Origin of the sequence: Rhizobium sp. RCC_161_2 (genome assembly GCF_041355235.1) — a bacterium.
Classification (GTDB): domain Bacteria; phylum Pseudomonadota; class Alphaproteobacteria; order Rhizobiales; family Rhizobiaceae; genus Rhizobium.
This window is the reverse complement of the sequence record NZ_JBFUPL010000006.1, coordinates 365,620-379,423: the sequence shown is the minus strand read 5'-3', so window position 1 is coordinate 379,423 and position 13,804 is coordinate 365,620. Positions and strand designations below refer to the sequence as shown.

At 61.1% G+C, this 13,804-nt stretch carries 11 protein-coding genes; 5 read left to right on the top strand and 6 right to left on the bottom strand.

What is annotated here, in order from left to right:
• Positions 1–9 precede the first annotated feature (9 nt).
• The 6 genes from AB6803_RS18310 to AB6803_RS18285 form a co-directional block, all read right to left on the bottom strand.
• Positions 10–1,539, bottom strand: a complete 1,530-nt coding sequence (locus AB6803_RS18310) for an FGGY-family carbohydrate kinase (protein WP_371110218.1) — start codon at positions 1,537–1,539, stop codon at positions 10–12.
• 43 nt (positions 1,540–1,582) lie between these two features.
• Positions 1,583–2,425 carry a DeoR/GlpR family DNA-binding transcription regulator gene (locus AB6803_RS18305; RefSeq protein WP_371110217.1) on the bottom strand — a complete coding sequence of 281 codons (843 nt, stop codon included), beginning with the start codon at positions 2,423–2,425 and terminating at the stop codon, positions 1,583–1,585.
• Between the two features lie 145 nt (positions 2,426–2,570).
• A complete protein-coding gene (locus tag AB6803_RS18300) occupies positions 2,571–3,518 on the bottom strand; it encodes a D-ribose ABC transporter substrate-binding protein (protein WP_007689334.1) in 948 nt (315 codons plus the stop codon).
• A 114-nt stretch (positions 3,519–3,632) separates the two neighbouring features.
• Positions 3,633–4,685, bottom strand: a complete 1,053-nt coding sequence (locus AB6803_RS18295; RefSeq protein WP_371110216.1) for an ABC transporter permease — start codon at positions 4,683–4,685, stop codon at positions 3,633–3,635.
• Between the two features lie 22 nt (positions 4,686–4,707).
• Complete coding sequence (locus AB6803_RS18290) at positions 4,708–6,252, bottom strand: sugar ABC transporter ATP-binding protein (protein WP_371110215.1); 1,545 nt, start codon at positions 6,250–6,252, stop codon at positions 4,708–4,710.
• Positions 6,249–6,905 carry a DUF2291 domain-containing protein gene (locus AB6803_RS18285; protein WP_371110214.1) on the bottom strand — a complete coding sequence of 219 codons (657 nt, stop codon included), beginning with the start codon at positions 6,903–6,905 and terminating at the stop codon, positions 6,249–6,251. The genes AB6803_RS18290 and AB6803_RS18285 overlap by 4 nt, the downstream gene beginning before the upstream one ends.
• A gap of 924 nt (positions 6,906–7,829) precedes the next feature.
• On the opposite strand from AB6803_RS18285, the gene AB6803_RS18280 reads away from it, so the two are divergent.
• The 5 genes from AB6803_RS18280 (at position 7,830) to AB6803_RS18260 (ending at position 13,801) form a co-directional block, all read left to right on the top strand.
• Positions 7,830–9,380 carry an FGGY-family carbohydrate kinase gene (locus tag AB6803_RS18280; RefSeq protein WP_371110213.1) on the top strand — a complete coding sequence of 517 codons (1,551 nt, stop codon included), beginning with the start codon at positions 7,830–7,832 and terminating at the stop codon, positions 9,378–9,380.
• Between the two features lie 66 nt (positions 9,381–9,446).
• On the top strand, positions 9,447–10,958 hold the full coding sequence (locus AB6803_RS18275) for a glycerol-3-phosphate dehydrogenase (RefSeq protein ID WP_371110212.1): 1,512 nt from the start codon (positions 9,447–9,449) through the stop codon (positions 10,956–10,958).
• 28 nt (positions 10,959–10,986) lie between these two features.
• The gene (locus AB6803_RS18270) at positions 10,987–11,919 is read left to right on the top strand and encodes a sugar phosphate isomerase/epimerase family protein (protein WP_371110211.1); all 933 of its coding nucleotides are present in this window, start codon (positions 10,987–10,989) and stop codon (positions 11,917–11,919) included.
• A 63-nt stretch (positions 11,920–11,982) separates the two neighbouring features.
• Positions 11,983–12,921, top strand: coding sequence for a sugar-binding transcriptional regulator (locus tag AB6803_RS18265; protein WP_371110210.1), 939 nt, complete (start codon positions 11,983–11,985; stop codon positions 12,919–12,921).
• A 115-nt stretch (positions 12,922–13,036) separates the two neighbouring features.
• Positions 13,037–13,801, top strand: a complete 765-nt coding sequence (locus AB6803_RS18260) for a DeoR/GlpR family DNA-binding transcription regulator (protein WP_371110209.1) — start codon at positions 13,037–13,039, stop codon at positions 13,799–13,801.
• Positions 13,802–13,804 lie beyond the last annotated feature (3 nt).

Below are 13,804 nucleotides of genomic sequence, written 5' to 3'. Positions count from 1 at the left end.
GCTGCATCTCTAGTCTTGGGATTCCGCCGGCACGAGGCTGCCGATCTTGGGCCAAAGCGGCGTCATCGCATCGGCAATTTCCCGGAAGACGTCGTATCGGCGCCGATAATCGGCGCTGCGGCCCGCATCGGGATGATAGGTCTTCGCAATCGCGCCGACATCACGGGGATCGCTCTGCGGATCGGCGTAGAGACCGATGCCGGCGCCAGCGCATAGCGCCGCACCCCAGGCTGCCGCCTCGTCCGTTTCGGTCACCGTCACCGGCATCCCGAGCACGTCGGCAAACATCTGGACGACAACAGGGTTCCGAGAAATCCCGCCGGCAAGCCGCGCCTCGCTGAAGGAAAAGCCATCGCCCAGCGCATCGACATGGATCTTGTGATTGAAGGCGATGCCTTCCAAGACAGCCCGCAACATGTCGCCGCGATCATGCCAGCCGCCGAGACCGAAGAAACCGGCGCTCGCCGAGGCACCATAGGGGGAGCCGAAGAGATAGGGATGGAAGAGCGCCGTTGAAGGACGGTCAAAGGCTGCCTCGATCTCGGGCGCGAGCAGCGCATGAATGGACTGTCCCGCCGCCTCGGTACCCGCACGTTCGCCGGCGCAGAGTTTATCGAGAAACCAGTCGTAATTCGCCGTCGATGCCGGCGAGATCGACATGTTGTTCCACTGGCCGGGCGCGATCGCATTACGGCAGAACCACCGCTTGTCTACACGCGGCTCCGAAGACAGCGTTTCGTTGATCGAATAGGTCCCGGCAATTACCGCGACCACGCCGGATGCGTAGCCGCCGGCACCCAAAGCCGATGCCGTGACATCGTGCAGCCCGGCAACCACCGGCGTTCCCTCAGCAAGGCCGGTGCGGCTTGCAACAGCGCTGGTGACACGACCGACGACTTCGTCGGAACGCGATGCGAGCGGAAGGGCGCCTTTGAGTTCATCGAGCCCGAAGAGCTTCAGCGCATCCTGCGAATAGCCTTGGTCCCTGACGTTGGTGAAGGATGTGCTTGCCTCCGTCCGGTCGGTGCCGACCACGCCGGTCAGGCAGAAGCGCAGCCAGTCCTTGCAGCTCAGAATACGGCCGATGCGCTCGAAACGAGCGGGCTCCTTCTCCTTGATCCAGGCGAGAAGCGCCGAGGGCGCGGAGACATGCGGAAGCTGGCCGGTGAGGTTAAGGGCCTCATCGGCGACCGGGCTTTCCAGCCAGCGGTCGACAATGGCGCCTGCCCGGCTGTCCAGCGACAGGATGGCGCGGCCGAGCGGCTTGCTCGACCGGTCGAGCAGATAGATGCCATCGCCATGGGCCGTTGCCGCGATCGCCTGGATGTCGCTCGCCGGACGCCCGCTGAGGCTGATCGCCTCCGCGATCGCATCGGCGGTGGCGGTCCAGAGTTCGTCCATGTCCCGCTCGATGTGGCGGGCCTTGGGCATGAATTGCGTCACCCGCCGCCGCGCCACGGCAAGCTGCGTGCCGTCGACATCGAAAATAACGGCCTTGGTGACGGTGAGACCGCTATCGATTCCGAGCAGACTCGGCATGCTGATTACTCCGACTGATGGAAGGGCCGCTCAGGCTTTGCCCTCATGACCGATCTCCGTCGCTCCTGGCGACGACCACATTGATATTCTTGTTTCGCATCCGATCGAGATGATCGGCCGGCGTCTTCTCATCGACGATGACCACATCGAACTCGCTCAAGGCCGCGAAGCTGTGCAAAGCGCGCCGCTCGAATTTCGTGTGATCGGTGAGAAGAATGCGTTTGGCGGCGCTATCGAACATCGCCCGCTTGATGTCGACGATCTCAGGGGACTGATGAAAGACGATGTCATCGGTGATGGCGGACATGGAGATGAAGGCGACATCCGCCCTGAGCCTGTTGATCTCATTGATCGTCATGCGCCCCATGAAGGCATTGCACCAATTGTAATATTGGCCGCCGAGAGCCAGAAGCGTGACATCATGCATGTCCTTCAGCGCGTTCATCAGCGTCAGCGAATTGGTGATTGCAGTCAGCGGAACCTTGGCCGACAGATGCGCCGCCATTTGCAGGACGGTGGTGGAATCGTCGAGGAAGATCGCCTGCCCCGGCTCGACGAATTGCATCGCGGCTGTGGCAATCATCTTCTTTTCCGCCGACTGGCGGTTCGCGCGGTAAACGTCGCTCGATTCGATCAGGCTGGTGGCGGCCGCCGTGACGATGCCACGCGTCTTTCGGAAAAGGCCACGGCTCACCAGCTCATCGACGTCGCGATGCGCCGTCATCAGGCTGATGCCGAAGCGATCGGTCAGATCCTCGATCCGCATGGAGCCCTCCGCCATCACGGCTTCGGCGATCATCTGCCGGCGGGCGAGCTGGCGGCTATGCCGGCTGTCGCTTGGCAGTTCGTCGGACAGGAATGCTCCGATATTCGTCTTCTGTGTCACTGTGGCCTCTGATGCTGACTCTGGGGGTATCAGCTTCGTACTGCGAATGCCGAGCGAAGGCAAAAAGTGGAGATGGAACAATCCTTTGCTACATCTGCGAAGCGGCAAATGATGGGGGACGCCGCTTTCGGCGTCCCCCGCCTTGTTATTGGGACAGAACGAACGGACCCGTGTACTTGTCGACATTGTCCTTCGTGATCAGCAGGCAATCGAAGAGCTGCTTTTCACTCGACGCACCCGTCTTGCCCGTCTTGATGAAGCTATCGGCCTGCTTGACCGCCTCTTCCGAGAAGACGGCAACCGGCTGCAGAACGGTGTACTGAAGTTCACCGGCCTTGATGGCGGCGACTGCGTCCGGAGAACCGTCAAAGCCGCCGACCTTGATGTTGGCGAGCTTGCCGGCTTCCTTCAGGGCTGCGATCGCGCCGAGCGCCATTTCGTCATTGCCGGAGATCACACCGATGATATCCGGATGGGCCTGCAGCATGGACTGCATCTTGTTGTGGCCCTGGGTACGGTCCCAGTTGGCAACTTCCTTTGCGACCTTCTGCAGATCCGGATACTGCGTCAGCACCGTTTCATAACCATTGGAACGGGTTGCGGCGTTGTTGTCGGAGGGAGCGCCGAACAGTTCGGCGTACTTGCCCTTGTCGCCAACGGCTTCGACCCATTGCTGGGCACCGATTGCCGCACCCTGGGCGTTGTTGGAGACGAGCTGCGCCTTGGCGAGACCTTCCTGATTGATTTCCGCATTGACCAGGAAGACCGGGATACCGGCAGCTACCGCCTTTTTCACCGCGCCGACCGAGCCATCGGCATTGGCCGGATCGAGAATAATGGCAACCGACTTATTGGTGATCGCGGTGTCGATCAGGTTGCTCTCGGTATTGGTGTCGCCCTTATGGGCGCTGACCGAGGCGGTGTAGCCGAGCTTCTCCGCAGTCGCCTTGGCAACATTGCCTTCCGTCAGCCAATAGGGGTTGGACGGATCGTTGACGATGATCGTCATCTGGCCGGCCGCCCAGGCGGAGCTTGCGAAGATCGGGGCAACGGCAACAGCCGCCAGAATTAAGCGCATGCCTTTCTTAAACATAGTCTCTCTCCCTTTTTGATGAGCTCTGATGTTACCGGCGAACCGGTCGTGCTTTCCGCAATCGGCTGGCTGTTCGAACCAGATCCGCCGTCGTGGAGAAGTTCAGTTCGTCCGTCAGCTCGCTTTGACCCGACGTCCGTATTGAATGCTGTTCATAAGGACCGCCAGAACGATCACGGCGCCGGTGAAGACGGTCTGCCAATAGGCGGACACGCCGATGATCACGAGACCGTCCGAGAGGAAGCCGATGACGAAGGCGCCGAGCATCGTGCCTCGCACTGTGCCGCGTCCGCCGGTAAGCGCCGCCCCGCCGATGACGACGGCTGCGATCGCCGTCAATTCATAGGTGGTGCCGGCGGTCGGGCCAGCCGAGGTAAGCTGCGAGGACAGGACCAGACCGGCGATTGCGGCGCAGACGCCGGAAAACACGTAGACCAGGATCTTGACGCGCTTGACCGGTACGCCCGAAAGATCAGCCGCGCGCTCGTTGCCGCCGGACGCATAGAGCCAGCGGCCGAAGGCGGTCTTGCTCAAAACCAACCCGCAGATGATCGCAAGGGCCGCAAGGACGATGACGCCGATCGGGATGCCAGCCAGACGATTAAAGCCCAGCCAATCGAAACCGGTATTGCCGAGTTCCGGACGGCCGCCGAGATTGTTGTAGGTCAGGCCGTTGGTCATCAACAGCGCGATGCCGCGCGCAACATAGAGCACGCCGAGCGAGGCGACGAAGGCCGGAACCTTCAGGTAGGCGATGAGCACGCCGTTCACCGCACCGACGATGGCGCCGATGACGCAAGTGATGACGACAACGGCCCAGACCGGCGGATAGAGGATGACGCCGAAGCTCGAGAGCGTCACGCCCTGCATCAGGAAGCCGGCGATGCAGCCCGCAAGGCCGAGTGTCGAGCCGACCGAGAGATCGATGCCGCCATTCAGGATCACCAGCAGCATACCGATCGCCAGGATACCGAAAATCGCGACATGCGAGGCCATGGTCAGGAAATTGCTGAGCGAGAAATAATAGGGCGACAGGAAGGAGAAGACCGCGATGATGACGATCAGCGCGAAAAACGCGCGGCCTTCCAGAATCAACCGCACCAGACTGAAGTTCCGCCGCTGGCCGTTCGAAATTGATTTCTTCTCAGTGATATTCGTGACTGACATAATCAGTGCTCCATGAATGCGGCTAGTGCGCGACCACTGCTTCGCCAGAGGCGGCCATGATCTTCTCTTTGGTGACGTCGGGACCGAATTCGGCGGATATCTTGCCGCGGTGCATGACGATGATGCGATGGGCGATGCTGAGGCATTCGGCGACTTCCGACGTCGAATAGATCACCGCCAGGCCCTGCTTGGCGCGTTCGGCGAGCAGCTTGAACACTTCCGCCTTGGCGCCGATATCGATGCCGCGGCTCGGTTCGTCGAGCAGGATGACCTGAGGGTTGGTGGCAAGCATCTTGCCGATGACCACTTTCTGCTGATTGCCGCCGGAAAGCGAACCGATCACCGCCTCGCCGCCATCGGTCTTGATGTGGACCTTGCGGATCGATTCACCCACCAGTTCCCGTTCACGACCGCCGGAGGTGAAGAGCCCTTTGGTGAAGGCGCCGATGCTGGCGAGCGACAGGTTGGCGCCGACCGTCATGGTCTGAACGAGGCCGTCGCGCTGACGATCCTCGGGCACCAGGACGAGACCATTGGCGATACGGCCAGCGATGCTGAGACGCGCAACGTCGCGACCGCCGAGCAGAACCCGGCCGCCGCTCGATCGCAGGCGTCCGGCGACACATTCGAGCAGTTCGGTGCGGCCCGCACCCATCAGGCCATAGATGCAGACGATTTCGCCGGCGCGGACCTGCAGCGACATGTGGTCGACAGCGTTATAGGCGGCACCCGAGGGGCCGGGAACGGTCAGATTGTCGATGGTCAGCGCGACATCGCCGATGGTGTGGCCGGTGGGTGGGCTTCCGAGATCGAAATTATCGCCGACCATGTTGCGCACGATCCATTCGAGATCGATGTCCTTGCGCTCGGCATAGGCAGTCATGGCGCCATCGCGCAGCACGACGGCATGATTGGTGATCTGCAACGCTTCTTCGAGATGGTGGGAAATATAGACGATAGACACGCCGCGGCCCGTCAGGTCGCGGATGACCTTGAACAGCACCTCCACTTCCGTGGCGCTCAGCGCCGAGGTCGGCTCGTCCATGATCAGGATGCGCGAATTGACCGAAAGGGCGCGCGCGATCTCGACGATCTGCTGCTGGCCGAGGCGCAGATCCTCCACTAGGGTCAGCGGGTCGATGTGCTCTTCCAACTCCTCCATGAGGGCGCGCGTCTGCCGCTCCTCTTCGGCGAAATCGACGACGCCGCCCTTGATGATCTCGCGGCCCATGAAGATGTTGTCGCGGACGCTGAGATTGGGCGCGAGGCTCAATTCCTGATGGATGATGGAAATCCCGCAAGCCCGCGCATGGGTGGACGAATAGAAAGCAATCGGGCTGCCGTCCAAAATGATTTCGCCACCGGTCGGCTGGACGACGCCGGATAGAATTTTCATCAGGGTCGATTTGCCGGCCCCGTTCTCGCCAAACAAAGTCGTGACCTGGCCGCGATGGATGTCGAAATTCACGCCCTTCAGGGCATGAACATTGCCGTAGGACTTGCTGATGTTGCGGGCGGCAAGAACGACCTCGCCGTTTGCGCCCTGCTTCTGCGCCGCCTCAATCATTTGACGTCGACCTTGACGGGAGTGACGAGCCAGTTCTTCGGGTTGATGAGCTTGAAGACACCAACGACGGTTGCGGTCTTGCCCGTCAGCGTCTCGGCGTCGAAACCCGAGAGAACCGCCTTCTTCATCTCGTTGTTGATCGCCGAACCGGCATCCTGATACTCGATCTGATTGGTGAACTGGCCGAACTGGATGGCGCCGGTGGCGTCGCGCAGGTCTGTGCCGTTGATCGCCGGGCCGGTCTGGACGCGAACGGTGACGTCGGCGGGCAGTCCGTCGACCTTGATCTCGCTATAGTTGGCCTTGCGGGCGCCGAAAGTGCCGGACAGAGAGACAGGCATGACCGCGCCGGTGCTCGTCGCCACGCCGTATTTCTCACCAGCCGCCTTCTTGTCGGCAATGATGGCACCCGACAGCGTCGCGGCATCGACCGCGCGCTTCTCGACATCCGCCTGGATCTTCGGGAATTCCTGGGCGCCAAAGGTTTCGGGCGAGAAGGACTGCTCGCGCACGTCATGCGCGGAACCGATCTTGACTACCTTTGTATCGGCGGCAATCGCGCCGATGACAATCACGGCCGCCGCGACACTTGCCAGTATCGTGAACCTCGTGCCGCCGGATTTGAAAGCTGCGTATTCAGTCTGTGTATTCATATTCGAAAGACCTTCGGCGCTTTTGGCCGGATTGCCTGTTTGCTGGAAAGAAAAGAGGGCGCGCAGATCCGATGCCGATCTATTCGAGACCCGGCCAAGCCCCGCGTGCGGAAACGCGTGAAGGCTGCCCGAAATGCCGCCGGCGCAAGACCAAGCCATGGCCTGGGAAGAGAGTGTTCATAGGAGCCTCCTCAGTGCGGGCGCTTGTTTCCTCCAGCTACCCGCCGTCGCCATTTATCATTCAATCCATGCGGATCATGATATAAGCGCGTTATTAACTTCGCAATCTATGTTATAATTTATCAATCCTGTCAACAGGCCTCTATCGCTTCGGAATTTCATTTTGCTGCTGTCGACTCTGCACGAGAGCCCTTCACAAAATCCCAGCTGGCAGCCATTAAAGGCGCCAACCTCGGGAGGCGCAGTCTTGCGGACCGAAAATCGCGTAAAATCAATTTCCATTAAGCCATTGAATATTATTGATTTTAAAAAATCGGTTGCGGACCGAGCAATCAGCTACATCTTCATCGCGATATTCTTGAAATCGCGGCCGCACGCCTTGCGCCGGCAACGATCTACCTGCCTCCCCGAGGTTGACAGCGCCTATTTTATATGAAAAAAATTACATTACTAGAAAAATATTACACATCTGTGATATCTCTATGTTATAATTTAAGCGTAATCTGAGCGCCGGATTTGGGGCAGCTTGCCTGTCGGAATGAAGAGCGCTCTGAAAGCGTGAGCGGTGGGGTCGGAATGACATGGACGACGGGCGCTTGGAGCCTGACAACCGCGTCGTGACGACTGCCCGCCTGATCTCGACCGAATGACGGTTAGAGGTCGATCAGGAAGGGAGGAGCAGAATGGCTTTGACGGATGCATCGCGCGCGACGGCTTGCCTCATCGCGGCAGGACAGGCCCACGATGCCTAAGAGCGACAAGATCATTATCGGCATCGACGCGGGAACCTCTGTGCTGAAAGCCGTGGCTTTTGAGCTGTCCGGCCGCCAGATCGCCTCGGCATCGGCGCGCAATCACTATGCGATGGGCGAAGACGGCTCAGCCACGCAATCACTTGAGCGTACCTGGGCCGACTGCGTCAGCGCCTTGCGGGGCCTGAGTGACAAAGTGTCGGATCTCGCCACGCGGACCGCCGCCATCGCCGTGACGGGCCAAGGGGATGGGACCTGGCTTATCGGCTCCGGCAATGCACCGGTCGGCGATGCCTGGCTTTGGCTTGACGCCCGCGCCGCTGCGACCGTGACCCATCTCGGCGGCCACCCCGAGAGCCGGGCGCGCTTCGAGGCGACCGGCACCGGCCTCAACACCTGCCAGCAAGGCGCGCAGCTTGCCCATATGGATCGCTTCACGCCGGAGGTCCTCGATCGGGCCGAGACGGCGCTGCATTGTAAGGACTGGCTCTATCTAAACCTGACCGGCATTCGCGCCACCGATCCCTCGGAAGCAAGCTTCACCTTCGGCAATTTCCGCACTCGCCAATATGATTCCGTCGTGATCGACGCGCTCGGGCTCAAGCATAGGCGCTCCCTTTTGCCTGAGATCATCGAGGGAACCGAGATCGCCCACCCGCTATCGCCCGATGCGGCGAAGGCAACGGGATTGCTGGCCGGCACGCCAGTGTGTCTCGGCTATGTGGATATGGTGATGACCGCGCTTGGTGCCGGCGTTCGCAGCGGCGGTGAGAACGCAGCGTGCTCAACGATCGGATCCACGGGCGTGCATATGCGCGCAAAGCCGGTATCCGATGTCCAGCTTAATGCCGAGGGAACCGGCTATGTGATCGCCTTGCCCATCCCCGGCATCGTCACGCAGGTCCAGACCAACATGGGCGCGACGATCAATATCGACTGGATCCTGCAAGTCGCCGCCGAACTCATGTCGGAGGCGGGCAAGCCCGTCGCGCCTTCCGATCTCATCTCGCGGATCGACGCGTGGTTTGCCGAGAGCAAGCCGGGCGCGCTGCTCTATCACCCCTATATTTCCGAGGCGGGGGAGCGCGGCCCCTTCGTCAACGCGCATGCGCGCGCCGGCTTTACCGGCCTTTCGACGCGCCACGGCTTTGCCGACATGCTGCGGGCCGTCGTCGAAGGACTCGGCATGGCAACGCGCGACTGCTACGCGGCGATGGGCAACATGCCCGCCGAATTGCGGATCACCGGGGGCGCGGCACGCTCGCGTGCGCTGCGCGGATCCCTGTCGGCCGCCGTCAACGCCCCCGTCCGTGTCTCGCGCCGCGAGGAAGCGGGTGCTGCCGGCGTCGCCATGATGGCGGCGGTCGCCATCGGTGCTTATTCGAACATGGACGACTGCATCGCCGAATGGGTAACGCCGCTGCTCGGAGACGCCGAGGCGCCGGATGCCGAACAGGCTCGCCGCTACGACCGATTGTTCTCAGCCTACGTACAAATTCGGCAGGCGATCGCGCCTGCCTGGGACACGCTCGTTGCGCCCTGAGCGGCGAGCGAGTGCCCACAGAAGCAAATGACGTGACGATGCAGGAAGCATCCCAAGGAGCATGAAATGACTGAATCCGAAATCTTGGATCTCTTCGTGATCGGCGGCGGCATCAATGGCGCCGGGATCGCGCGCGATGCCGCGGGTCGGGGCCTTTCCGTCATGCTGTGCGAAAAGGGCGATCTGGCGGAGGGAACGTCGTCGCGATCCGGGAAGCTGGTGCATGGCGGCCTGCGCTATCTCGAATATTACGAATTCCGCCTGGTCCGCGAGGCGCTGATCGAGCGCGAAGTGCTGCTGAACTCAGCAAGCCACATCATCTGGCCGATGCGCTTCGTTCTGCCGCACAGCCCGACGGACCGCCCGGCATGGCTCGTTCGTCTCGGCCTTTTCCTCTACGACCATCTCGGTGGCCGCAAGCGGCTGCCCGGCACGCGCTCGCTCGACCTTCGCCGCGATCCGGAAGGTGCGCCCATCCTCGACCAATATACCAAGGGCTTCGAATATTCCGACTGCTGGGTCGACGACGCCCGGCTTGTCCTGCTCAATGCGCTCGACGCCGCCAGCAAGGGCGCGCAAATCCTGACGCGCACGGCCTGCGTCAGCGCACGACGTGACGAGGGCTGTTGGGTCGTCCAGATGCGCGATCAGCGGTCCGGCGAACTACGCACCGTGCGCGCGCGGGTGTTGGTGAATGCCGCCGGTCCCTGGGTCAACGACATCATCGGCCGCGTTGCCGGCTCCAACAGCCGGCGCAATGTCAGGCTCGTCAAGGGAAGCCACATCATCGTTCCGAAATTCTGGAGCGGGCAGCAGGCCTATCTGGTCCAGAACCACGACAAGCGCGTCATCTTCATCAATCCCTATGAGGGCGACATGGCCCTGATCGGCACGACTGACATTCCCTATGACGGCAAGCCGGAAGAGGTGAAGGCCGACGAGCAGGAGATCGACTATCTGATTTCCGCCGTGAACCGCTACTTCAAGGAAAAGCTGCGCCGCTCCGACGTGATCGAGAGTTTCTCGGGCGTTCGCCCGTTGTTCGATGACGGCAAGGGTAATCCCTCGGCGGTCACTCGCGACTATGTCTTCGATCTCGACGAGACCGGCGGCGCACCCCTCCTCAACGTCTTCGGCGGCAAGATCACCACATTTCGCAAACTCTCCGAACACGCCTTGCAGAAGCTCGCCAAGTTCTTCCCGAACATGGGCGGCGACTGGACGCGCGAGGCGGCACTGCCGGGCGGCGATATTCCGAATGCCGACTACATCGCCTTTTCCGACAGCCTGCGCAGCGCCTATCCGTGGATGCCGCGCCAGCTCGTGAACCATTACGGGCACCTTTACGGCGCGCGAACCAAATTGGTCGTTGGCAATGCCACATCGCTTGCCGACCTCGGGCGTCATTTCGGCGGCAATCTCTATGAGGCCGAGGCCCGCTATCTCGCAGCTTCGGAATGGGCGCAGTCGGCGGAGGACGTTCTCATGCGGCGCACCAAGGAAGGACTGCATATGACGGCGCCGGAAAAAGCGAATTTCTCGGCCTGGTTCGAGAGCGAACTGGCGCTCGCCGCCTGAACCATCCGCCCTTCAAGGAGCAGACCTTATGCCGTTGACGCTTTCCCTCAACACCAATCCGCTGGTGAACCGCTTCGCCGACCCCGACGACCTGATCGAGACGGTGGCGCGGGACCTGAAAATCCGTGATCTCCAGCTCACGCACGAGTTCATCAATCCGAGCTGGCAGGCGCCCGTCATCCGTCGCCTCACCCGGACGATGCAGGCAGCCCTTCGGCGCACCGGCGTTCGCGTGACATCCGGCATGACCGGGCCTTACGGCCGCCTGAACCATTTCGGCCACCCCGATGCCGATGTCCGGCGCTACTATGTCGACTGGTTCAAGACCTTCGCCGACATCACCGCCGATCTCGGCGGCCATTCTGTCGGCACGCAATTCGCCATCTTCACCTACAAGGACTATGATGATCCGGCCCGGCGCGAGGAGCTGATCAAGATCGCCATCGATTGCTGGGGCGAAGTGGCCGAGCATGCCAAGTCCGCCGGTCTTTCCTACGTCTTCTGGGAACCGATGAGCATCGGGCGCGAATTCGGCGAGACCATCGACGCCTGCCTCAAGCTGCAATCCCGCCTGACGGCGGCCAATCTCGCGGTGCCGATGTGGATGATGGCGGATATCGACCATGGCGACGTGACCTCGGCCAATCCCGATGACTACGATCCCTATGCCTGGGCGCGCGCGGTTCCGAAGATTTCCCCGATCATTCACATCAAGCAGAGCCTGATGGACAAGGGTGGTCACCGGCCGTTCACAGCGGAGTTCAACGCCAAGGGCCGCATCCAGCCCGATCCCCTGCTTGCGGCCTTTGGCGAGGGCGGCGCGCAGGACAATGAAATCTGCCTCGAACTGTCCTTCAAGGAACGCGAGCCCAACGATCGCCAGGTCGTCTCGCAGATTGCCGAAAGCATCGCCTTCTGGGCGCCGCACATCGATACCGGCATTGACGACTTGCATATCTAGCCGCAAGCGCCGATCAAGCTGTCTTGCGGTAAATGCATGACCAAGTGGGAAAGGGAACCATTGATGGCGGATGCGGATGAGTCGCTTGCGGTACGCGCAGCCTGGCTACACTATGCCGGCGGCTTCACACAGTCCGAAGTCGCCAAGCGCCTGGGTGTGCCCTCGGTCAAGGCACATCGGTTGATCGCAAGGGCGGTTGCCGACGGCGTTGTCAAGGTCACGATCGATGGCGATATCGTCGAATGCGTCGAGCTTGAAACAAAACTCGCGGCAAGGTTCGGCCTGCAATATTGCGAAGTCGCGCCCGATCTCGGCGAGGATGGCTTCGAGTTTCGCGCCCTGGGACAGGCCGGCGCCAGCTTCCTGCGGCGGGAAGTCGAGAGCGGCAAGCACAAGATCATCGGCCTCGGGCATGGTCGAACGCTATCTTCCGCCGTTCATCACATGTCGCGCGTCAATGCCAAGGGCGTGCGCTTCGTTTCGCTGCTGGGCGGGCTGACGCGAAACTATGCTGCCAACCCTTATGACGTCATGCATCGCATCGCCGAAAAGACGGGCACGCAGGCCTATGTGATGCCGGTGCCGTTCTTCGCCAATACAAGGGAAGACCGCGACGTGCTGCTGGCGCAACGCGGCGTGAAAGAAGTCTTCGACCTTGCCAACAATGCCGAACTCAAGCTCGTCGGTCTCGGCACGGTCGATATCGACGCCCAGCTCGTCCTGTCGGGCATGGTGGAGCCGCGCGAGATCAAGGAGATCGCCGCCATGGGTGGCGCCGGCGAAATCCTCGGACATTTCTTCGATGCCGACGGGCACATCCTGGAAACGATGCTGTCGGCCAGAACCCTCTCCGCCTCGCTACCGCGTTCGAAAAAGGAAAAGCTTGTCGCCCTGTCCGGCGGTCTGCCGAAGGTGGAGGCCATCCGCGCGGTCCTCAACAGCCACTGTCTTTATGGGTTGATCACCGACGAGCGGACAGCGCAAGCGCTGCTGAAGAGCTGAACCCACCACAATAAGCAAACATAATTTCATCTCAACATAACAATCTTGATGTTGAATTATGTGATATAAATGTTATGTTTGATGCATTCAATTCTCCCCAAGACCGGAGCGCAAGGTGAAACGGGAAGAGCGTCAACAATCGATCATCAACCTGCTTGTGGAGCACAAGACCGTCGACCTCGACGATCTGGCCGATCGTTTTGTCGTGTCGAAGATGACCATTCACCGCGATCTGGACGATCTCGAACAGGCCGGTGTGTTGCGCAAGGTTCGCGGCGGGGCGACGATCGACGCGGGCACCCAGTTTGAAAGCGACTTCCGCTTCCGCGAGCGACAGGGGCATGAGGAAAAGCTCGCCATGGCGCGCGCCGCGCTTGAGCTTGTCGAGCCTGGCATGTCGGTCATGGTCAATGACGGCTCGATGGCGGCCGTCCTCGGGGAAATGCTGCTCCAGAAGCGGCCCCTGACGCTGATCACCAACAATGCCGCCATCATCGACCGGCTGAAGAACGAAAGCGGCATTACCCTCATCGCGCTCGGCGGCATCTATTCCGCCAAGTTCAATGCCTTCCTGGGCGTGGTGACGGAAGAGGCGCTGTTTCGCTTGCGCGCCGATATCGCCTTCGTCTCAACGCCGGCCGTGTCCGGCGGGCTCGTCTATCATATGGACGACAACATCGTGCGAACGAAACGGGCGATGATTGCCTCTGCCGCCAAAACCTGCCTGCTGGTCAGCCACCAGCGCATCGGCCACACCGCCCTGCATGTGATGGCCGAACTTGCCGATTTTGACGCCGTCATCACCGACCGCGCCCCCGACGCCGCCATTCTCGAACAATTGGACCGTGACGGCATCACTCTCATCATTGCCTCGACCTAGGAT

Excerpts from the sequence above, each read along its gene's own strand:
- AB6803_RS18310 (WP_371110218.1), bottom strand. The coding sequence starts at position 1,539 with ATGCCGAGTCTGCTCGGAATCGATAGCGGTCTCACCGTCACCAAGGCC.
- AB6803_RS18300 (WP_007689334.1), bottom strand. The coding sequence starts at position 3,518 with ATGTTTAAGAAAGGCATGCGCTTAATTCTGGCGGCTGTTGCCGTTGCC.
- AB6803_RS18295 (WP_371110216.1), bottom strand. The coding sequence starts at position 4,685 with ATGTCAGTCACGAATATCACTGAGAAGAAATCAATTTCGAACGGCCAG.
- AB6803_RS18290 (WP_371110215.1), bottom strand. The coding sequence starts at position 6,252 with ATGATTGAGGCGGCGCAGAAGCAGGGCGCAAACGGCGAGGTCGTTCTT.
- AB6803_RS18285 (WP_371110214.1), bottom strand. The coding sequence starts at position 6,905 with ATGAATACACAGACTGAATACGCAGCTTTCAAATCCGGCGGCACGAGG.
- AB6803_RS18280 (WP_371110213.1), top strand. The coding sequence starts at position 7,830 with ATGCCTAAGAGCGACAAGATCATTATCGGCATCGACGCGGGAACCTCT.
- AB6803_RS18275 (WP_371110212.1), top strand. The coding sequence starts at position 9,447 with ATGACTGAATCCGAAATCTTGGATCTCTTCGTGATCGGCGGCGGCATC.
- AB6803_RS18270 (WP_371110211.1), top strand. The coding sequence starts at position 10,987 with ATGCCGTTGACGCTTTCCCTCAACACCAATCCGCTGGTGAACCGCTTC.
- AB6803_RS18265 (WP_371110210.1), top strand. The coding sequence starts at position 11,983 with ATGGCGGATGCGGATGAGTCGCTTGCGGTACGCGCAGCCTGGCTACAC.